Below are 19,199 nucleotides of genomic sequence, written 5' to 3' on the forward strand. Positions count from 1 at the left end.
ACATGATCCGAGCAATCGCAATCATCGGCGCCGCGGCGCTAGCAGTAGGCGTGATCATCTACTCGTTCTTCGACTGCCTGCGCTCTGATCCACGTGACATCCGGGGCATCAAGCGCGGCCCGTGGATAGCGGTCATCCTCCTCCTGCCCGTCATCGGCGGGGTGCTGTGGCTCACCCTGGGCCGCCCCCGGTACGCCCCGGCGTCGTCCCAGCCCTCACGCGGCAGGGGACCCGACGACGACCCCAACTTCCTGCGCCAGATCGACGAGAAGCGTCGTACCGAGCAGGCCGAGGCGGAACTCGAGGAGTGGGAGCGCCAGCAGAAGGATGCCGGCATCGATCCGGCAGCGGCCCAGGACGAGGGCGGCGGCGAGGACCGTCCTGACAACTCTGACGACGACCACCCCGACGGCGAACGTTTCGACGACGACCAGCCCCGGGACCCCGACGACCAGCCCGGCAGGCCGGGCAGCTGACCGGGAGAACCGCCGATGTGCTGAGGGCCGGATCCACGATGGATCCGGCCCTCAGCACATCGGCTTCGAGGGGGTCACAGCCCCGAGTATGAATGCAGTCCGTCGAACACCGTGTTGACCACGAAGTAGTTGAACAGGATGCAGATGAAGCCCACGATCGACAACCAGGCCGAACGCCGGCCCGTCCACCCGCGCGTGGCACGGGCGTGCAGGTAGGCGGCGTAGACCACCCAGATCACGAAGGTCCAGACCTCCTTGGGGTCCCAGCCCCAGTAGCGCCCCCAGGCGTCCCTGGCCCAGATCGCACCGGCTGCCAGGGTGAAGGTCCAGAACACGAAACCCACGCTGTTGAGCCGGTAGGAGAAGTTCTCGAGGCTCTGGGCCGAGGGCACGATCTTCAGGAACGCCCAGCCGCTGGGACCGCCCGCCAGGATCCGGCGTTCCCTGCGGTCCTGGACCAGCTGCAGGATGGCCATGGCGAACGTGATCGCGAAGATCCCCATGGAGGCCACCGCGATGGAGACGTGGATGACCAGCCAGTAGGACTGCAGGGCCGGCTGCAACGGGGATACCGGAGTGGGATAGGCGATCGTTGCCGCGATGAGCATGAGCGTGACCAGGCCCGAGATCAGCACTCCCACGAACCGCAGGTCCTTGATGGTCAGCATGACCAGGTAGACCGCGGAGATGAGCAAGGCTCCCGTGGTGGAGAACTCGTACATGTTGGACCAGGGCACGCGGTTCGCGGCGATCGCGCGCATGACCACGGCGGCGAGGTGAATGGCGAAGGCCAGCACCATGAGGACCACGGCCACCCGGGCCGCCGGCCGGCGGTGGTCCTGGTCAGAGTAGGCCATCGTGGCGCCCGCCACCTGGCCCTCCAGCGCCTCGGCCGAGGTGGAGCGCCACCCAGCGCGGGACCCGGAGCCGGAGTCGTTGCGCTCGTCGCGCGCAACGCTCCCCCGCTCTTCGGCAGCCCCCTGGGCACTGGCGGCAGTGGCGGCCCCCACCAGGGCCTTCTCCCCGGCCGTGCCCTGGTCCTGCCTCTCGGCCTCGCGCAGCGTCTTGGAGTGGGAGGCCATGTCCCACGCGAAGGCGATGAAGACGAACATGTAGACCAGCGCAGCCAGGAGCATGAACAGCTCAGACCACGTGCCCAGGGCAGTATTGACGTTCATGGGGTCATTCTCTCACTTCCGCGCCGGTGTGGGACCTGGCGCTCGAGGTCATTCGGCGGAGGCCTTGGAGCGCGCGGCGGGGCTGGTGGTGGCCGTCGAGTCGCGCACACCGATGTCCTCCCACTCGGCGGTGAACAGCTCGGCCAGGGCGTCGTTCTCCGCCGTCAGGCGCGGATCCTCCCCGCGGGCGAGCAGTCCGTACTGCAGGACCACGCGCGGCCCGTCGGGCCCGTCCACGGTGTTGACCCGGACCCATGCACGGCGGCGCACGATGAACAGGGACATGATCAGGCCGACGAAGGCCAGGCAGAAGGAGACGAACACGCCGCGGGTGCCCGGATCGTAGTGGATGTCCAGGCCGACGTACCGCACGGTGTCCAGGTACTCGATGCTGCCCAGGCCGTCCGGGAGCTCCACTCGGGGATTGTCCTCCGACAGCATGACGGGGCCGTTCTCCGTCATGGGGGAGGCCAGTTCGCGCAGGTCGCTGACGTCCAGGACGTAGACGTTCTGCGGCGTGCCGTCGTCCAGTCCCAGGTCCCCGCTGTAGGCCGAGAGCACCAGGACGGGGTTGCCCAGGTCGGGATCGGCATTCGTCAGCTGGCCGGACTCCTCGTCCGTCCAGGCGGTGGGCAGGAACGTGCCGGAGAACCCGAGCTGCTCCGGGGAGGCGTCCGGGGCCTTCAAGGTGAAGGAGGAGACCGCCGAAGAGGTGTCCTCGGGCACCGTCACCACGGGTCCTTCGTAGGAGACGTCCCCGTTCCCATCGGTCACGCGGACCACCGGCGCGTAGCCGTTGCCGATCAGGTAGGCGCTCACGTTGTCGACGCCGATCGGGTGGTTCACGCTCAGCGTCTCCTCCCGGGGCTCGTCCCCGGGGGCGTCCGTGATGGTCACCCCGGCCTCGAAGTGCAGCGGCATGCCGTAGCTGGCCGGATCCTCGGTGTCCCGGTTGTAGTCGATCGTGAAGTCGTCCACGCGGATGGTGAACGGCTCCAGCCAGTCGGCGTTGAAATTGGAGCCGGGGGTGAAGGAGTCGTAGCTGATGAGGGAGTTGGCGAAGGTGTCCCCCACGGTCAGGATCTTCTGGCCTTTGAACCCGAACATCGACCCGTAGGCCACGAAGACCAGGATCCCCACGATGGCGAGGTGGAAGACGATGTTGCCGACCTCCTTCCACATGCCCCGTTCGGCGCCCACCGATGGCGCTGCCGTGCCCAGGTCCCGGACGTCCACCCGGTAGCGGCGCTTCCTGAGGATCGCCGCGGCCCGTTCGACGACGACGTCGGCCTCCGGTGCGGGCGCGCCGTCGCGGCCGCCCAGCTCGAGGGAACGGGAGGAGGGAAGGCGCTGAAGGCGCGCCGGGGTCCGCGGCGGCTCGGCCCTCCAGGCCTGCCAGTGCTTGCGTGCCCGGGGGATCACGCAGCCCACGAGGGAGATGAACAGCAGGAGGTAGATCGCCGAGAACCAGACCGAGGAGAACACGTCGAAGAACTGGAGGGTGTCCAGGATCGGTCCCGTCGTGGGGTTGGCCTCGATATAGGCGTTCACCGCGCCGACGTCCTGCACCCGCTGGGGGAAGATCGACCCCGGCACGGCGGCCACCGCCAGCAGCAGGAGGAGGAACAGCGCCGTGTTCATGCGCGTCAGCTGCGACCACGCCCAGCGCAGCATGCCCACGATCCCCAGGGCGGGGACGGCCACGTCCGACGACGTCTTCGGCCTGCCCTTCCGCCCTCTGGTCTTCTCGTTGTCCGTCGTCTCGCCTTTCGTCTGCTGGCCCTTCGCGTTCTGGCCCTTTGCCTTCCGGCCCACGTCACTCCTGCGTGCCATCACCGAGTTCCTCGAATCACCCGCGCCGCCGGCGCTGTCGTACCGATCGGCCCGGTCGCACGGGCCCGGCGTTGTCTCATCGTCCGCATCAGATCACCGGCACGAAGTCTTGCACCAGTTCCGCCTGGAACCAGGAGATGAACGATGTCCACACCCCGGTCATCAGCAGCAGCCCGATCAGGATCAGCATGCCGCCGCCGAGCCGCTGCAGCAGGAGACGGTGCCTGCGCAGGTAGGACAGTGCGCCCATGCCCCGGCGGAAGGCCAGCGCGATCAGCAGGAACGGAACCCCCAGGCCGATGCAGTAGGCCAGGGTCAGCACGGTGGCCTTGCCGACCGACGCCCCGCCGCTGTAGGCGAGCATCTGGACCGCGGCGAAGGCGGGGCCGATGCACGGCGCCCATCCCAGGCCGAACGTGATGCCCAGAAGGGGCGCGCCCCACAGTCCCGGAGGGGGTTTCCGGTGGATCCGGCGTTCCCTCTGCAGGAACCCGAAGCCGCCCATGAACACGATGCCCATGACCACCACGAGCGCGCCGAGCACGATCATGACCCAGCTCTGCCCGCGCAGCCACGGCAGTGCGCCGAGACGGGCCAGCACCACGGACATCAGCACGAACACCACGGTGAACCCGCCGATGAACAGCGCCACGCCGGTGAAGATCCGCCCGCGTCTCTGCTGCTCCAGGTCGACGCCGGTCAGTCCGGTCACATAACCCAGGTAACCCGGGACCAGCGGCAGCACGCACGGCGACGCGAAGGACACCAGACCCGCCAGCAGGGCCACCGGGAAGGCGGCCCACAGGGAGCCGTCCAGGATCAGGGAGGCGAACTGATGACCCTCTGTCACGCATCCACCACGTCATCCAGCAGGGCTTTGAGGATGGAGGGCTCGGCGATGCCCAGCACCCGCGACGCCACCCGCCCTTCGGCGTCCAGGATGATCGTGGTGGGAACAGCCTGCGGGGGGACGAACTCGGACAGCGCCAGGAGGACGCCGCCGTCGCGGTCCTCGAAGGAGGGGTAGGGGATCTCGAAGGTACGCTCGAAGGCTTCGGCGGTGGCCCGTTCGTCGCGCACGTTCACGCCGTAGAAGGCGATGTCGCCGTCGTGCTCGTGAGCCATCTCCACCAGGTCGGGGGCCTCCTTGCGGCAGGGGGCGCACCCCGCGTACCAGAAGTTCAGGAGAGCGGGCTTGCCGCGCAGGCCCTCGGCGTCCACCGTCGTGCCGTCGAACAGCGTGCCGCTGAACGAGACCGGTTCGCTGCGCTCGGCCTCGGAGTACTCGGTCACCGATCCGTCGCCGGCGATGTACCCCGTGTCCCCGCCGGCGTTCGCCTGCTCCGCGAGCGCCTCTTCCTGCGGCGAGCAGGCGGCCAGCACGAGCGCGCTCAGGCCCGCTGCGGAGGTCGCGATGGCGGCCCGGCGGGAGAACCTGGGGGCGTCCGGCGTCGAGCGGGAAGGGCGAGACACAGTCACATCACCTGAACGGTTGGAATTCGGGACCACGGCATTATGAACCGGGAAGCTGGTTGACCCCTGGATAGAGGTGCGCGGCCGGCTCGCTGTAGATCACTCGCGGCCGCAGGCCCGCGTGGATGTCGTCGAAGACCAGGGAGGTCAGGGAGGCCAGATTGCACTGGCGGGACCGCGGGTCGTGCGGCAGGAACTTCCCCTCGGCGGAGCGCCGGGCCATCCAGATCGGCAGCTGGTGGGAGACCAGGACGGCCTCCGCCCCGTCTCCCCCGGCCTCGACGGCGCGACGCCCGGCATCGAGCACGGCCTCCGCCATGCGGGCCGCCTGCCTGCGGTACGGCTCGCCCCAGGAGGGCCGCAGGGGGTTGAGCATGTAGGGCCAGTGCGACACGCGGCCGAGCTGGCTGCGGTCCACGTGGAGGCCCTCGAAATGGTTGCTGGGTTCGATCAGCCGCTCGTCCGGGTGGATCCGCAGCCCCAGCTCCTCCGCCACGGGGGCGGCGGTCTCCAGGGTCCGGGTCAGTGGCGAGGACGCCAGGTAGACCAGACGGGAGCCGTTCTCGCTGCGCTGCGCCAGCGCGCCGGCGGCCTCGCGGGCCATGGCATGGCCCAGGTCCGAGAGATGGAACTCGGGCAGGCGTCCGTAGACGATGCGATCCGGGTTGTGCACCTGGCCATGACGTAGCAGGTGGACGGTCACTGAGGAGGCCGCGGCGTGTGTTGGCATGGACCACATTGTCCCAGACCTGCCCCCGCGGCTCGAATCGGGACCGCCGGCTCCGGCGCGGTCCCGCGCTGCGCCCGGCTCAGGCGGCAGCGCGTTCCCGCAGCAGGCGCGTGAGCCGCCTGGGGTCGATCTGCCAGAAGTCTCGCTGCACGCCGTCGATGAGCAGGACCGGGACCTCGACGGACCAGCGGTCGCGTTCGGGGCCTTCGGGGATCCGGCTCAGCGGGAGGTCCTCCCAGGCCACCCCGAACCGGCCGGCGATCCGCTCGACGACGGCGAGCCCGTCCTCGCAGAGATGGCACCCCGGCGTGGTCACCACTTGCACGGGGACGGCGCCCACGCCCTCGACCGCGGGAACGGGAACGGGCGGGGGTTCTGGGGTGGAGGTCATAGCGAGCATCGTAGTGCCCGGAACATGAGACCGCGGGCGGTGCACCCTGGATCAGGTGCACCGCCCGCGGTCTCTCACCGGCATCGCCGGATGCGCAGGCCGGATCCGGCCTGCGCCCAAGATCACTTCTTGTTACGACGCTGGTGGCGGGTCTTGCGAAGCAGCTTGCGGTGCTTCTTCTTGGACATGCGCTTGCGGCGCTTCTTGATGACAGAGCCCATGGACAATCCTCACTTATATGTCGACGTCCCGGTCCGCCATGCAGTGTGACGTGCTAGATCGCAGCCCTGGGCGGGCCCGCGACGGCGGTGGACCGGGTAGAACCGGAGCGCTCCAGGGCGCATCCAGAAAAATGGTTCCTCGGAAGTCTACCCGTTTCAGTTCGAACGGCGTTATTCGGGCCACGGCGGGGCGTCAGCCGGTACGGCGCTCGTCCTGGTCCTGCCCGAAATCCTCGGGGATGTCGTCGTCCTCGTCCGCCGATTCCGCGGCGAGATCGCCCGGCCCCGCCGCGGCGTGCCCCGAGTTGCGCGCCACCTGCAGGGCGACGGCCTCCTTGACGGGGGTGTGCTCGGAGGTGGGGTTGGGGTCGTCGTCGTTGCCGTTGGACCACACCCGCCCGGAAGCCAGCGGACCGGCGGTGAGCCCGCCGGGATCCTGGCTCTCCTCGCGGGGACCGCGGTCGGGGTCGACGCCCGCCTCGACGTACTGGTACTCGATGTGCTCCTCGACCAGGCGGGAGGCGAGCCCGTTGTCACCGGCCAGCACGGCGGAGAAGATGGCCTGATGCTCCGCCCGGATGCGGTCCACGGTCTTGGACCACAGCGGCACGTGGCCGACGAGCGCCATCGTGTACTCGTAGATCGAGTCCCGCAGCGCGGACATCAGTGCTGCGACCAGGGTGTTGTTGGAGGACTTCACCAGGGCGATGTGGAAGCTCACGTAGAGATGGTGGAACTCCTTGAGCGAGATGTCGTCGCGGCCCATCTCCCGCAGCAGCGTCCGCAGCTCCCCCATCGCGTGGCTGCGGTTGTCCGCGCTCTCCAGCGCCCAGGTCTCCAGGAGCACCCGGGTCTGGACGATGTCGCGCAACGGGTACTCGGCCGTGGCCATGTGCAGCTGCAGCGCCGGCCCGGCCGAGGCCGCCGGCTCCCGGACGAGCATGGGCAGGATGGTCTTGCGGCTGCCTTCGTACAGCCGCAAGACGCCCTGCGCCTCGAGGATCTTCAGGGCCTCGCGCATAGTGCCTCGGTTCACGCCCAGAACGGAGGCAAGGTCCTTGTCAGACGGGAGTTGCTGGCCCAGTACCAGGTTCCCGTCGAACAGTTCGTTCTCCAACCACTGGAGGACTCGTCTATGCGTGGCCATGCTCTTTAGCCTACGTCCATCGGCCGCTTCAGATGACGCCTTGGGCCAGCATTGCATCGGCAACCTTGATGAAGCCCGAGATATTTGCTCCAGCAACGTAGTTTCCGGCCAGGCCGTACTCCTCGGCGTTCTCGGCGCACGTGTCGTGGATGCCGCGCATGATCTCGCGCAGGCGATCGTAGGTGTAGTCGAAGGTCCACGAGTCGCGTGATGCGTTCTGCTGCATCTCGAGCGCCGAGGTCGCCACGCCCCCCGCGTTCGCCGCCTTGCCGGGTGCGAACAGGACGTCGCCGTCCTGGAACAGGCGGGTGGCCTCACCGGTGGTGGGCATGTTCGCGCCTTCGGCGACCGCGATCACGCCGTTGCCGAGCAGGGCCTTGGCATCGCGGCCGTGCAGTTCGTTCTGGGTGGCGCACGGGAGCGCGACGTCGGCCGGGATCTCCCAGATGGAGCCCTTGCCAGCCGGGACGAACTTGGCGGAGCCGCCGCGGCGTTCCACGTAGGTGCTGATGCGCCCGCGCTCCACGTTCTTGATCTGCTTGAGCATCTCCAGGTCGATGCCCTTCGGGTCGTGGACGAATCCGCTGGAGTCCGATGCCGTGACCACGTTGGCCCCGAGACGCTGGGCCAGTTCCGTGGCGTAGATGGCGACGTTGCCGGAGCCGGAGACCGACACCGTCTTGCCCTCCAGGCCGTCGTTGCGGGAGGCCAGCATGTCCTGGGTGAACATCACCGTGCCGTATCCGGTGGCTTCCGTCCGCACCAGGGACCCGCCCCAGGTCAGGCCCTTGCCGGTGAGCACGCCGGACTCGTAGCGGTTGGTGATGCGCTTGTACTGCCCGAAGAGGTAGCCGATCTCCCGGCCGCCGACGCCGATGTCGCCCGCGGGCACGTCGGTGTACTCCCCGATGTGCCGGTAGAGCTCGGTCATGAACGACTGGCAGAAACGCATGACCTCGCCGTCGGAGCGGCCCGCGGGGTTGAAGTCCGACCCGCCCTTGCCGCCGCCGATGGGCATGCCGGTCAGCGAGTTCTTGAAGATCTGCTCGAAGCCCAGGAACTTGATGATGCCCAGGTATACCGAGGGGTGGAAGCGGAGACCGCCCTTGTAGGGCCCCAGCGCGGAGTTGAACTCGACGCGGAACCCCCGGTTGATCTGGACCTTCCCCGTGTCGTCCACCCAGGGGACTCGGAAGATGATCTGCCGCTCGGGCTCGCAGATGCGCTCGATGATCGAGGCTTCCAGCATCTCCGGGTGGCGGGTGATGACGGGGCCCAGGGACTCCAGGACCTCGTCGACCGCCTGGATGAATTCTTTCTCGCCCGGATTGCGCTTGACCACCGCATCGCGAACCGATCCCAGCTTTTCGTCCACCTTGAACACCTCTCCTATCGACCAAAATCTGAAACCAGAACTTCAGACCCAAGAGAAGAGTTTGGCAGACTCCGCGGTTTCGGCAACATCATCGGGAGGCGATTACCTGCGACGGCGCCGGAAGACCGACTGGAGGAAACCCCCTCGGCCGCCGGTTCCGTCGTCCTGGCGGACCACGTGCGGGTCCAGCACACGGGGCATCCCCTCGGGTTCCACGGAGCGGGTCACCGGCCTCACCGGCTCCTCCGACAGCTCTCCGGGTGCCGGGCCGTCCGCGGTCTTCTCGATCCCCGGCGGCACCGCGGCGGCCACGGCGTCGCCGGGGATCGAGAAGACCGCCAGCCACCGGGCGGCGGGAGCCAGGCCTTCGGGACGCACGCTGTAGAAACGCTTCTGCCCCTCGGCGCGCTGATCGACCAGACCGGCCTCGCGCAGGATGCGCAGGTGCTTGGACACGGTGGGCTGGGAGGCGCCCACGGCCTCGACCAGGTCCCCGACGGGGGACTCCCCGCCGTGCAGCGCATCCAGGATGGCCCGGCGGGTGGGATCGGCGAGAACCGAGAAGACGTCCTGGGTCATTCGACAGACAATAGCGATTCCCGCGGCGATCCCGCGGTTACGGCGCGGCCCGGCGGAGCGGATGCCCCCTCAGTCGTACCAGGGGTCCAGGCCCCACTGGGGGAACACCTCCCGCCGGGTGGCCATGATGACCCGGTCGGTGGCGTCGTCGGGGTCGAAACCCACTTCCCAGGAACGCCACCAGAGATCCACCCGGTCCCCCATGTACTCGTGGGGCTCCCCGCCGTAGTACTCCTTGACGTAGTCCCTCCAGGTTTCGGGGACGGGGGTGGTCACGGGCAGGGGCTTGCCGCTGACCACGGCCACGAGATGGGACCAGGAGCGCGGCACGACGTCGTAGCAGTCGTATCCCCCGCCGCCGGTGGCGATCCACCGGCCCTCGCAGAACCGGTCGGCCATCTCGGCCACGTGCAGCATGATCTCCCGCTGGCCGTCCACGCTCACGCGCAGGTGGGTCAGGGGGTCGGACAGGTGGGAGTCGCATCCGTGCTGGGAGACGATGACCTCGGGACGGAACTGCTCGACCAGGGCGGGGACCACCGCGTGATAGGCGCGCAGCCACTGGGCGTCCTCTGCCGTCGGCGGCATGGCGATGTTCACCGCCATGCCCGTGGCCTCACCCGTGCCGATCTCGTTGGCGAAGCCCGTGCCGGGGAACAGGGTGGCCCCGGACTCGTGGAGCGAGATGGTCATGACGGCGGGGTTGTCGAAGAAGATCGACTGGGTGCCGTCGCCGTGATGGCCGTCGACGTCCAGGTAGAGCACCCGTTTCACGCCGTTGTTCAGCAGGTGCTGGATCGCCACCGCGCAGTCGTTGTACACGCAGAACCCGCTGGCCTTGTCCGCGAAGGCGTGATGCATGCCCCCGCCGAAATTGACGGCGCGCACGGCCGTGCCGTCCAGGATGGCCTGCGCGCCCTGCAGCGACCCCCCGGCCAGGCGCGCGGAGGCCTCGTGGATACCGGCATAGCCGGGGGTGTCCTCCGTGCCCAGGCCGCTTTCGGGCCGGGAGAGCGTGGGGTCCTCGCTGACGGCGTGCACCGCCGCGACGTATTCGGGGGTGTGGGCCAGCTTCAGGTCGGTGTCCCCCGCCACCTCGGGCACCTCCACGGTGACCGAATCGCGCCGGTCCAGCCCGTACTCCTGGACCAGCCTCCAGGTGGCGTCGAGCCTGGACGGGTGCATGGGGTGGTACGAGCCGAAGTCGTAGTGCAGCAGCTGTGGGCTCCAGAAGAGCCTGGTCGGGCGCGGGGCTACTGTTGGCTGGGTCACACTCTTATTGAACCATCCGCACTGCGCCACGGGTGACACAGAGCCCCGGATCGGGGTCATACTGGCACCCGTACACCACGCGGGCAGGGCCCGGCTCCCGAGCCTCCCCGCACCAGGCCGCAGCGGGCCCCGCCCCGCACGCTGCTCCGCCGCCCGACAGGAGACCACGTGCCGCAGACACTGGGGGCCCGGGCCCCTGCGGTTGACCGCACGCGACTGCGCGCGGCGCTCGGTGCTACCCGCGACGTGATCGACCGTCTGGCCCAGTCCTCCCCCGCCCGGCTGGCCGTCCTGGTCTTCGCCGCCGTCGTCGCGGCGTGCACGCTGCTGCTGTGGCTTCCGCTCTCCTCCCAGGACGGCCGCTCGACGTCGTTCACCGACGCCCTGTTCACCGCGACCTCCGCGGTCACCGTGACGGGCCTGACCGTGGTGCCCACCGCCGAGCACTGGTCGCTGGCCGGGCACGTGATCATCCTGGTCGCGATCCAGCTCGGCGGTCTGGGAACGCTGACCATGACCTCGATCCTGGCCATGGCCATCGGGCGGCAGCTGGGGCTGCGGTCCAAGCTGATCACCCAGGAGGCCCTCAACGTGGGGCGCCTGGGCGAGGTGGGCTCGCTGCTGCGCACGGTGGCCATCACGTCCGTGGTCATCGAGGGCACCCTGGCGGTGATCCTGACCATCGGGTTCCTGGTGGCCGGCGAGCCCCCGGCCACCTCGCTGTGGCACGGGGTCTTCTACTCGATCTCCGCCTTCAACAACGGCGGCTTCACCCCGCATTCGGACGGCCTGGTCCCCTACTTCGACACGGCAGCGCACTCCTGGCTGATCCTGTTCCCGGTGTGCCTGGGCGTGCTGCTGGGGTCGCTGGGCTTCCCCGTGATCCTGGTCCTGCGGCAGATGGGCTGGCTGAAGTTCTCGCGGTGGAACCTGAACACCAAGCTCACGGTGGTCACCACCTTCGTCCTGCTCATCATCGGGTGGGTGCTGTGGAGCGCCTTCGAGTGGAACAACTCCGCGACCATCGACGGCGAGTCCGCCGGGCACAAGATCTTCCAGGGGTTCTTCGCCTCGACCATGATGCGCTCGGGCGGGTTCAACATCGTCGACATGAACGACATCGAGCCCGTGACCATGCTGCTCACCGACGCCCTGATGTTCGCCGGCGGGGCACCGGCCTCGACCGGCGGCGGCATCAAGGTGACCACGCTGGCCGTCGTCTTCCTGGCGATCCTGGCGGAGGCCCGGGGCGACCGGCACGTCATCGCCTTCTACCGCACCGTGCCCGACTCCGTGCTGCGCATCGCGATCTCCGTGATCGCGATGGGAGCCACCATCGTCCTGGTGTCCACGGGGGTCCTGCTCGCGATCTCCGGGCAGCCGCTGGACCGCGTGCTCTTCGAGGTGATCTCCGCCTACGCCACGTGCGGGCTCTCCACGGGGTTCTCCGCCGAGATGGGGGTGGCCGGCAAGATCGTCCTGGTGCTGGTCATGTTCGTGGGTCGTATCGGCACCACCACCGTCGCCACCGCATTGGCGCTAAGGTCCAGGCGGAGGCTCTATCAGTATCCGGAGGAAAGGCCGATCATTGGCTGACCGTCACAACAGATCCCATGACGTCCCCGTCCTGGTCATCGGCATGGGCCGTTTCGGGACGGCCACGGCCCTGCAGCTGATCTCGCAGGGCCGCGAGGTCATGGGGGTGGAGCGCGACCCCGCCCTGGTGCAGAAGCTGGCCGGGCACATGACCCACATCGTGGAGGCCGAGGCCACGGACATCGACTCGCTCCGCCAGCTCGGCGCTGCGGAGTTCCAGCATGCGGTGGTCGGCGTCGGCACCTCCGTGGAATCGTCCGTGCTGATCACCGCCAACCTGGTGGACCTGGGCATCGAGCGCATCTGGGCCAAGGCGATCAGCAAGTCCCACGGGAAGATCCTCTCGCGCATCGGCGCGCACCAGGTGATCTTCCCGGAGGCGGACGCGGGGCGGCGGACGGCGCATCTGGTGTCCGGGCGCCTGCTGGACTACATGGAGTTCGACGACGACTTCGCGATCGTCAAGATGCACCCTCCCCGCGAGACCCAGGGCTTCACGCTCGCCGAGTCGGACATCCGTGCCAAGTACGGCGTCACGGTGGTGGGCGTGAAGGCGCCCGGCGAGGAGTTCAGCTACGCCACGCCCGACACGACGGTGACCTCCAGGGAGACCCTCATCGTGGCGGGCCACACGCAGCTCATCGAGCGGTTCGCGGCCCGGCCGTAGCGGCCCGGCCCGTCAGCCGCAGTACTCCTGCTCCATCTCATCGCCGCGGGCGGCCGAGGCTCCGGCCGCGTCGGCCACCAGCTTCTCGATCCCGCCGTCGAGGAACGTGTTGATGGCCCGCTCGGTGGTCCCGTTGGGGCTCGTCACGGCCTTCCTGAGGGCTTCGGCGTCGGCGTCCTCCGGAGAGAGCAGCACGCCGGCGCCGCTGACCGTCTCCTTGGCCAGCACGCGGGCGACCTCGGGTTCCAGACCCAGCTTCTCGCCGGCCTTCTGCATCATCTCGGCCAGCAGGAACACGTAGGCCGGCCCGGATCCGGAGACACCCGTCACCGCGCGGATCAGCTCTTCGGGAACGGTCACGACCGTGCCCACCTGGGAGAGGACGTCGGAGATGGAGGCGAGCTGGGCCTCGGTGGTGTGCTGTCCGGGGGTCACCGAGATCACGCCGCGTCCCGCCGAGGACGGCGTGTTGGGCATGGCCCGCACGATGGGCTGCCCCTCGGGGAGGTGGTCGGCCATGGCGGCCAGGGTGATGCCCGCCGCGACGGAGACCACGAGGGTGTCCGGGGCCAGGGCATCGCGGACCTCGTCGCACATCTCGAGGATGGCGTAGGGCTTCACGCCCAGCAGCACGAGGTCGGCGCCGTCGACGGCCCGCGCGTTGGCCTCCCCGTCCGTCTCGGACGAGTAGACCTGCACGCCCGTCTCCTCGGCGAGGGCGCGTCCGGAGCCCTCCGACCGAGTGGTCGCGCGGATGCGCTCCGGAGATACACCCGAGGCCAGGACGCCGCGGAGGATGGAGCCGTTCATGGAACCGCTGCCCAGGAAGGCGATCACGGGCTCGGTGGTCTCAGTCATAGAAGTCGTGTCCTCCGTATACGTGCGTCATGCTCCGCAGGTCATGACGCGTGGTCGTCGGTTGCGGGCCCGGCCGGCCCGGGGCGGAAATGCGTGCGGGCGAAGTCCAGCGACTCGGCCAGCATCGCATTGCGCTGATCGTCAGTCTTGGCCGAACGGGTGTTGATCTCAACCCCCAACACACCCTGCCAGTCGTGTTCCGCGAGATAGCGCAGGGATTCGGCCACCGGCTGCTCTCCCTGCCCCGGGATCAGGTGCTCGTCCGAGGTGCCGCCGTCGTGCCCGTCCGTGAGGTGGACGTGGCCCAGCCGCGGCAGCAGCTCCCGGATCGCCTCCAGGGAGTCGACCTGCGCGATCGAGGCGTGGGAGAAGTCCCAGGTGACCCAGTCGTAGTCGAACCTGCGGGGGTCCCAGTGCGGCCGGTACATCTGCATCTCGCGGCCGCCCACGCGCCACGGGTACATGTTCTCCACGGCGATCTTCACGCCCGTCATCTCCGAGAGCGTGTGCACGCCCTCCACGAACGAGCGGCCGTACTTCGACTGCCAGGCGAACGGCGGATGCGCGACCACGACCTCGGCGCCCACCTGTTCCACCATCTTCGCCGCCATCTGGATCTTGGTCCACGGCCGGCCCCACACCTGCTGGGTGAAGAACAGCGTGGGCGCATGGATCGCGGAGATGGGAACCTGGTACTTCTGCGAGGCGTCCTGCAGCTGATGGGTCAGCTGGGTCATACGCTGGTGGGTGACCAGCACCTCGACCGAGTCGAAGCCCAGTTCCGAGGCCACCCGGAAGGAATCCGGCGGCTCGGCCAGGAACAGGCAGCTCGTGGACAGCGCCACGTGCGGGGACGGCCGGTCTAGGTCTTCCTGGGGCATCTCAGCTCACCCTTCCCACGATCTCGGCGGGGCGGTTCAGGACCGCCTCCGGGTCCACGTTCAGCCGGTCCAGCTTGCGGAGGATCACGCCTTCGCGCAACGCCCAGGGGCAGATCTGCAGCGTCTGCACCGCCAGCATGGACATCGCCGTCTCGGCCACGATGCCGGCCGCCAGCATCTGGGCGGCCCTGCTCTCGCTGACTCCGGGCAGTTCCCGGCGTTCGGCGGCGGTCATGGCCTCCATACGGCGGGTCCACAGCCGCAGGTCCTCCAGGTGCATGGGGCGGGGGACGTACGGGCCGTCCTGTCGGGGCGCGGCCCCGCAGATGCGGGCCAGGGAGCGGAAGGACTTGGAGGTCCCGACCGTCAGATCTGGCTCGCCGGCGCTCCTGACGGTCTCCACCGCCGGGCCCAGCAACCGGGTGACGTGCTGGCGCAGCCGTTTGGTCTCCGACGGCAGGGCGGCATCGCCGTGGATGAACCTCCTGGTCAGCCGAGCCGCTCCCAGCGGAACGGAGACCGCGGCATCCGGTAGCCCGTTGTCCCCGGCGGCCATCTCGAAGGACCCGCCGCCGATGTCCAGGTCGAGGATGCGCCCGGCGCTCCAGCCGAACCAGCGCCGCACGGCGAGGAAGGTCACCGCCGCCTCCTGGTCGCCGGAGATCTCGGTCAGGGTCACCCCGGACCGGGACTGCACGTGCTCGAGGACCGCGGCGCCGTTGCCTGCCTCGCGGATCGCCGAAGTGGCGAAGGCGAGCAGGTCATCGGCGTCGTTGTCCGCCGCGAAGTCGCGGGCCTCGAGAACGAACGCGGTCAGGGCGTCGCGCCCCTCGTCCGTGATATTGCCCAGGGCGTCCAGGTAGCGCACGAGGCGCAGACCGGTCTTGTGCGAGGCGTACGGCACCGGCTGCGACCCCGGATACACATCCAGGAGCAGCAGGTGCACCGTGTTGGACCCGACGTCCAGGACTCCAAGCCTCACACCGCGGTCCTCTACGCCTTGGATCCCGCGGTGCTGCGTTTACGGGGGGTCGATGCCTTCTGGCGCTTGCCGCTGCCGGTGCGCGAGGAGGAGGCCCGCGACCCGCTCTTCTTCGGCGCCGGACCCTTGGCCCGTTTCTCCGAGAGCAGCTGGCTGGCCCGCTCCCGGGTCATCTGCTCGACCGTCTCGGAGCGCGGGACCGTCACGTTGGTCTCGCCGTCGGTGATGTACTCCCCGAAACGGCCCTCCTTGATGATCATGGGGCGCTCGGTGATCGGGTCCGTGCCGAGGTCCTTCAACGGCGGCTTGGCCGCTCCCCTGCCCCGCTGCTTGGGCAGGGCGTAGATCCGCTGCGCCTCCTCGAGCGTGATGCCGAAGATCTGCTCCTCCGACTGCAGCGAACGCGAGTCGGAGCCCTTCTTCAGGTAGGGACCGTAGCGCCCGTTCTGGGCGGTGATCATCTCGCCGTCCTTGTCGGCTCCGACCTCTCGGGGGAGCGACAGCAGCTTCAGGGCGTCGTCCAGGGAGACCTCCTGCATGTCCATGGACTGGAGCAGGGAGGCCGTGCGCGGCTTGGGCCGTTCGATCTTCTTGGGCTTGGGATTGCCGTTCTTGTAGTACTCCGTGGGGATGGCGTCGAGCTCCTCCTGGGTGGGCTCGGGGATCACCTCCGAGACGTACGGCCCGTAGCGGCCGTCCTTGACCACGAGGGTGCGCCCGGTCTCCGGGTCCGTGCCCAGTTCCCGGCCGTCGGCGCGGCCGATCTCCATGAGCTCCGCGACCTTCTCGGGGGTCAGCTCGTCCGGGGCGAGCGCCTCCGGCACGTTGGCGCGCACCGGGTCGGTGACCTCACCGGTCTCCGGGTCCACCGAACCGCCCGCTTCGAGGTACGGGCCGTATTTGCCCACGCGCAGCGTGACCTCGTCGGTGAGCCGGATCGAGTTCAGCGCCCGGGCGTCGATGTCGCCCAGGTCGTCCACGATCGGCTTGAGGCCGTTGTCCACGCCGTCCTCGCCGAAGTAGAACTGGCGCAGCCACTGCTGCCGGTCCTCCTCGCCACGGGAGATCCGGTCCAGGCCCTCCTCCATCTCCGCGGTGAAGTCGTAGTCGACGTAGTCGGAGAAGTGCTCCTCCAGGAGCCGCACCACGGAGAAGGCCGTCCAGGACGGGATCAGGGCGGTGCCCCGGACCTTGACGTAGCCGCGGTCCACGATCGTGGAGATCACCGCCGCGTAGGTGGACGGGCGCCCGATGCCCATCTCGTCCATCGCCGCCACCAGGGAGGCCTCGGTGTACCTGGCCGGGGGGCGGGTCGAGTGGCCGTCCGCGGTCACGTCCGCGGCGTCCAGGGAGTCCCCTTCCTCCAGCTGGGGAAGACGCTTGTTGCTGTTCTTCTCGTCCTCCTTGCCGGAGTCCTTCGCCTCCTGATAGGCCGAGAGGAAACCGGGGAAGGTGATGACGGTCCCGGAGGCCGTGAAGACGGCTTCCCGCCCGTCGGCGGCGGTGGCCCCGAGGCGCACGGTGGCGGTGAAGCCCTTGGCGTCCGCCATCTGGGAGGCCACGGTGCGCTGCCAGATCAGCTCGTAGAGCTTGAACTCGTCGGCGGAAAGCGACGAGCGCACCTGGCTCGGGGTGCGGAAGGAGTCGCCGGCGGGCCGGATGGCCTCGTGGGCCTCCTGCGCGTTCTTGGACTTGGAGCTGTAGCGGCGCGGCGATTCCGGGACGTGATCGCCGCCCCACAGCTCCTTGGCCTGGCGGCGGGCCGCGGTCACGGCCTGGTCGGACAGCGCCACGGAGTCCGTACGCATGTAGGTGATGTAGCCGTTCTCGTACAGCCGCTGGGCCACCTGCATGGTGGAGCGGGAGGAGAAATGCAGTTTGCGCGCGGCGTCCTGCTGCAGCGTGGAGGTCGTGAACGGCGCCTTGGGCCGGGAGACATAGGGCTTGGTCTCCTGCGATACCACGGTGAACCGCGCGTCGGCGAGCCCCTCGGCCAGCGAGCGGGCCTGCGCCTCGTCCAGGTGCGCCACCTCGCCGGGCTTCTTCAGGAGACCGTCGTCGTTGAAGTCCTTGCCTCCGGCGACTTTCCTGCCGTCGACGGTGGCCAGCCGGGCGCTGAAGGAGGAGCCTTCGTCCGGCCCGGTGGTGCAGGTGAACTGGCCGTTGAGGTCCCAGTAGCCGGCGGAGACGAAGGCCATCCGCTCGCGCTCGCGCTGGACCACCATCCGGGTGGCCACCGACTGCACACGGCCGGCGGAGAGACCGGAGGAGACCTTGCGCCACAGCACCGGGGAGATCTCGTACCCGTAGAGGCGGTCGAGGACGCGCCGGGTCTCCTGCGCGTCGACGAGGTCGAGGTCCAGGTCCCGGGCCTCCCCGAAGGAGCGTTCGATGGCCTCCCGGGTGATCTCCGGGAAGGTGATGCGGTAGACGGGGACCTTGGGCTTGAGCACCTCGTACAGGTGCCACGCGATGGCCTCGCCCTCGCGGTCGCCGTCGGTGGCCAGGTAGAGGGCGTCGCACTCCTTGAGCTTGCGCCTGAGCTCGGTGACCTTCTTCTTCTTGTCCGGATTGACCACGTAGTAGGGGTCGAACCCCGAGTCCACGTCCACGGCGAACTTGCCGTAGGGCCCCTTCTTCATGTCAGTGGGCAGCTCGGAGGGCTGCGGAAGGTCGCGGATATGCCCCATGGACGAATCCACCTCATAGGCATCGCCTAAGTACCCGGCGATGGTCTTGACCTTCGACGGGGATTCCACGATGAGCAGGCTCTTGCCCGTCCCCGTGTTCTTGTTGGCCACAGTCTCTCCTCAGAGGGCGTTACGCCCGGCACCGGTCTGTATCGACGACGGCCGCCGGCGGGTTCATCGGCAGCGGAACCGGTGGGCCGTCGCGCACCGTCCGCTCTCGGGATCCCACCCTAACGGCACGGATCGCACCATACCCCTATCGCCGGAACGCGCCGCAAGTGACTGTGGATACTGCCGTGAAGTATGTCGTGCCGCCCGCTACGGCCCCCACGGCATCGGCTGGAGGCGGCCGCCCCCGGAACGGGGACGGGACCTATTCGTCGTCCTCGTCCGCTGCCGCGGAGGAGATGGGGAACGCCCGCCCGGAGACCTGCTCGGGTTCCACGACCACGAAGTACGGCTTGAAGGAGCGCACCCACGGGCGCAGGTCCAGGCCCTCGGCCATCTCGAACTCCGGCCCGTCCTCGATACGGCGAGCGCGGCCGTGGACCACCACGGAGGAGACCTCGAGATTCTCCTCATCCTTGCGGTCGGCCTCGAAGGCCACCTGGTTGTTGACCACCAGGGAGGCCAGCTTCGAGCCCTGCGCGGTGCGGAACCACAGCTTGTGATTGTGGACCACGAAGTTGACGGGGAAGATGTCCACCAGCCCGGAGACGACGACGGCCAAGCGCCCGAACGGCTCCCTCTCCAGCAGTTCCCATGCTTCGTCGCGGGTCAGTTCTCGATATCGGCTCTGGCTGTTCATGGCCTCATTCTTTCATTCCCCGGCCCGGGGGTCAGCCCGGAC

At 68.8% G+C, this 19,199-nt stretch carries 19 protein-coding genes; 3 read left to right on the forward strand and 16 right to left on the reverse strand.

Features of this window, described 5'->3' with window-relative positions; translation table 11 throughout:
- The first annotated feature begins 2 nt into the window (after positions 1-2).
- Positions 3-476 (forward strand): PLD nuclease N-terminal domain-containing protein, encoded by a 474-nt coding sequence (locus FCK90_RS02455; RefSeq protein WP_158032715.1) that lies wholly within the window; start codon positions 3-5, stop codon positions 474-476.
- 74 nt (positions 477-550) lie between these two features.
- Here FCK90_RS02455 and ccsB read toward each other — a convergent pair whose 3' ends face one another.
- The 11 genes from ccsB to FCK90_RS02510 form a co-directional block, all read right to left on the reverse strand.
- Entirely contained in the window at positions 551-1,654 is a 1,104-nt protein-coding gene (ccsB, locus tag FCK90_RS02460) for a c-type cytochrome biogenesis protein CcsB (protein ID WP_246179918.1), read from the reverse strand.
- A gap of 48 nt (positions 1,655-1,702) precedes the next feature.
- The gene (gene resB / locus FCK90_RS02465) at positions 1,703-3,487 is read right to left on the reverse strand and encodes a cytochrome c biogenesis protein ResB (RefSeq protein WP_158032716.1); all 1,785 of its coding nucleotides are present in this window, start codon (positions 3,485-3,487) and stop codon (positions 1,703-1,705) included.
- An 88-nt stretch (positions 3,488-3,575) separates the two neighbouring features.
- Positions 3,576-4,337: a cytochrome c biogenesis CcdA family protein gene (locus FCK90_RS02470; RefSeq protein ID WP_158032717.1), complete on the reverse strand. Its 762-nt coding sequence runs from the start codon at positions 4,335-4,337 to the stop codon at positions 3,576-3,578.
- Complete coding sequence (locus tag FCK90_RS02475) at positions 4,334-4,960, reverse strand: TlpA family protein disulfide reductase (protein ID WP_158032718.1); 627 nt, start codon at positions 4,958-4,960, stop codon at positions 4,334-4,336. The genes FCK90_RS02470 and FCK90_RS02475 overlap by 4 nt, the downstream gene beginning before the upstream one ends.
- A gap of 40 nt (positions 4,961-5,000) precedes the next feature.
- Complete coding sequence (locus FCK90_RS02480) at positions 5,001-5,690, reverse strand: histidine phosphatase family protein (RefSeq protein ID WP_158032719.1); 690 nt, start codon at positions 5,688-5,690, stop codon at positions 5,001-5,003.
- Between the two features lie 79 nt (positions 5,691-5,769).
- Positions 5,770-6,081: a glutaredoxin family protein gene (locus FCK90_RS02485; protein ID WP_158032720.1), complete on the reverse strand. Its 312-nt coding sequence runs from the start codon at positions 6,079-6,081 to the stop codon at positions 5,770-5,772.
- A 122-nt stretch (positions 6,082-6,203) separates the two neighbouring features.
- Entirely contained in the window at positions 6,204-6,302 is a 99-nt protein-coding gene (locus FCK90_RS02490; protein WP_005504750.1) for a 30S ribosomal protein bS22, read from the reverse strand.
- Positions 6,303-6,495: 193 nt separating this feature from the next.
- Positions 6,496-7,449: a FadR/GntR family transcriptional regulator gene (locus FCK90_RS02495; RefSeq protein WP_220433254.1), complete on the reverse strand. Its 954-nt coding sequence runs from the start codon at positions 7,447-7,449 to the stop codon at positions 6,496-6,498.
- Between the two features lie 28 nt (positions 7,450-7,477).
- The gene (gene gdhA, locus FCK90_RS02500; protein WP_158032721.1) at positions 7,478-8,824 is read right to left on the reverse strand and encodes an NADP-specific glutamate dehydrogenase; all 1,347 of its coding nucleotides are present in this window, start codon (positions 8,822-8,824) and stop codon (positions 7,478-7,480) included.
- Positions 8,825-8,926: 102 nt separating this feature from the next.
- Entirely contained in the window at positions 8,927-9,403 is a 477-nt protein-coding gene (locus tag FCK90_RS02505; protein ID WP_158032722.1) for an ArsR/SmtB family transcription factor, read from the reverse strand.
- 69 nt (positions 9,404-9,472) lie between these two features.
- A complete protein-coding gene (locus FCK90_RS02510; RefSeq protein WP_246179941.1) occupies positions 9,473-10,588 on the reverse strand; it encodes an acetoin utilization protein AcuC in 1,116 nt (371 codons plus the stop codon).
- 255 nt (positions 10,589-10,843) lie between these two features.
- On the opposite strand from FCK90_RS02510, the gene FCK90_RS02515 reads away from it, so the two are divergent.
- Together FCK90_RS02515 and FCK90_RS02520 are read left to right on the forward strand one after the other, a co-directional pair.
- Positions 10,844-12,271 carry a TrkH family potassium uptake protein gene (locus FCK90_RS02515; protein ID WP_158032724.1) on the forward strand — a complete coding sequence of 476 codons (1,428 nt, stop codon included), beginning with the start codon at positions 10,844-10,846 and terminating at the stop codon, positions 12,269-12,271.
- A complete protein-coding gene (locus FCK90_RS02520; protein WP_281347436.1) occupies positions 12,264-12,938 on the forward strand; it encodes a potassium channel family protein in 675 nt (224 codons plus the stop codon). The genes FCK90_RS02515 and FCK90_RS02520 overlap by 8 nt, the downstream gene beginning before the upstream one ends.
- A gap of 12 nt (positions 12,939-12,950) precedes the next feature.
- Here the strand turns inward: FCK90_RS02520 and proC are convergent, their stop codons facing one another.
- From proC to FCK90_RS02545, 5 genes are all read right to left on the reverse strand, one after another.
- A complete protein-coding gene (gene proC, locus FCK90_RS02525; RefSeq protein WP_158032725.1) occupies positions 12,951-13,796 on the reverse strand; it encodes a pyrroline-5-carboxylate reductase in 846 nt (281 codons plus the stop codon).
- 41 nt (positions 13,797-13,837) lie between these two features.
- Entirely contained in the window at positions 13,838-14,677 is an 840-nt protein-coding gene (locus FCK90_RS02530; RefSeq protein WP_158032726.1) for a sugar phosphate isomerase/epimerase family protein, read from the reverse strand.
- Between the two features lies 1 nt (position 14,678).
- The gene (locus FCK90_RS02535; RefSeq protein WP_158032727.1) at positions 14,679-15,659 is read right to left on the reverse strand and encodes a Ppx/GppA family phosphatase; all 981 of its coding nucleotides are present in this window, start codon (positions 15,657-15,659) and stop codon (positions 14,679-14,681) included.
- Positions 15,660-15,670: 11 nt separating this feature from the next.
- Positions 15,671-18,460, reverse strand: a complete 2,790-nt coding sequence (gene topA, locus FCK90_RS02540; protein WP_158032728.1) for a type I DNA topoisomerase — start codon at positions 18,458-18,460, stop codon at positions 15,671-15,673.
- 262 nt (positions 18,461-18,722) lie between these two features.
- Positions 18,723-19,157 (reverse strand): pyridoxamine 5'-phosphate oxidase family protein, encoded by a 435-nt coding sequence (locus tag FCK90_RS02545; RefSeq protein WP_158032729.1) that lies wholly within the window; start codon positions 19,155-19,157, stop codon positions 18,723-18,725.
- Between the last annotated feature and the right edge of the window lie 42 nt (positions 19,158-19,199).

The sequence above is a fragment of the Kocuria coralli genome, assembly GCF_008831305.1.
In the GTDB taxonomy this organism is placed as follows: domain Bacteria; phylum Actinomycetota; class Actinomycetes; order Actinomycetales; family Micrococcaceae; genus Kocuria; species Kocuria coralli.

Coding starts and splice junctions, on each gene's coding strand:
- ccsB (WP_246179918.1), bottom strand. CDS start 1,654: ATGAACGTCAATACTGCCCTGGGCACGTGGTCTGAGCTGTTCATGCTC.
- FCK90_RS02490 (WP_005504750.1), bottom strand. CDS start 6,302: ATGGGCTCTGTCATCAAGAAGCGCCGCAAGCGCATGTCCAAGAAGAAG.
- FCK90_RS02485 (WP_158032720.1), bottom strand. CDS start 6,081: ATGACCTCCACCCCAGAACCCCCGCCCGTTCCCGTTCCCGCGGTCGAG.
- resB (WP_158032716.1), bottom strand. CDS start 3,487: ATGGCACGCAGGAGTGACGTGGGCCGGAAGGCAAAGGGCCAGAACGCG.
- proC (WP_158032725.1), bottom strand. CDS start 13,796: ATGACTGAGACCACCGAGCCCGTGATCGCCTTCCTGGGCAGCGGTTCC.
- FCK90_RS02505 (WP_158032722.1), bottom strand. CDS start 9,403: ATGACCCAGGACGTCTTCTCGGTTCTCGCCGATCCCACCCGCCGGGCC.
- FCK90_RS02530 (WP_158032726.1), bottom strand. CDS start 14,677: ATGCCCCAGGAAGACCTAGACCGGCCGTCCCCGCACGTGGCGCTGTCC.
- FCK90_RS02480 (WP_158032719.1), bottom strand. CDS start 5,690: ATGCCAACACACGCCGCGGCCTCCTCAGTGACCGTCCACCTGCTACGT.
- FCK90_RS02455 (WP_158032715.1), top strand. CDS start 3: ATGATCCGAGCAATCGCAATCATCGGCGCCGCGGCGCTAGCAGTAGGC.
- FCK90_RS02510 (WP_246179941.1), bottom strand. CDS start 10,588: ATGCACCCGTCCAGGCTCGACGCCACCTGGAGGCTGGTCCAGGAGTAC.
- FCK90_RS02495 (WP_220433254.1), bottom strand. CDS start 7,449: ATGGCCACGCATAGACGAGTCCTCCAGTGGTTGGAGAACGAACTGTTC.
- FCK90_RS02545 (WP_158032729.1), bottom strand. CDS start 19,157: ATGAACAGCCAGAGCCGATATCGAGAACTGACCCGCGACGAAGCATGG.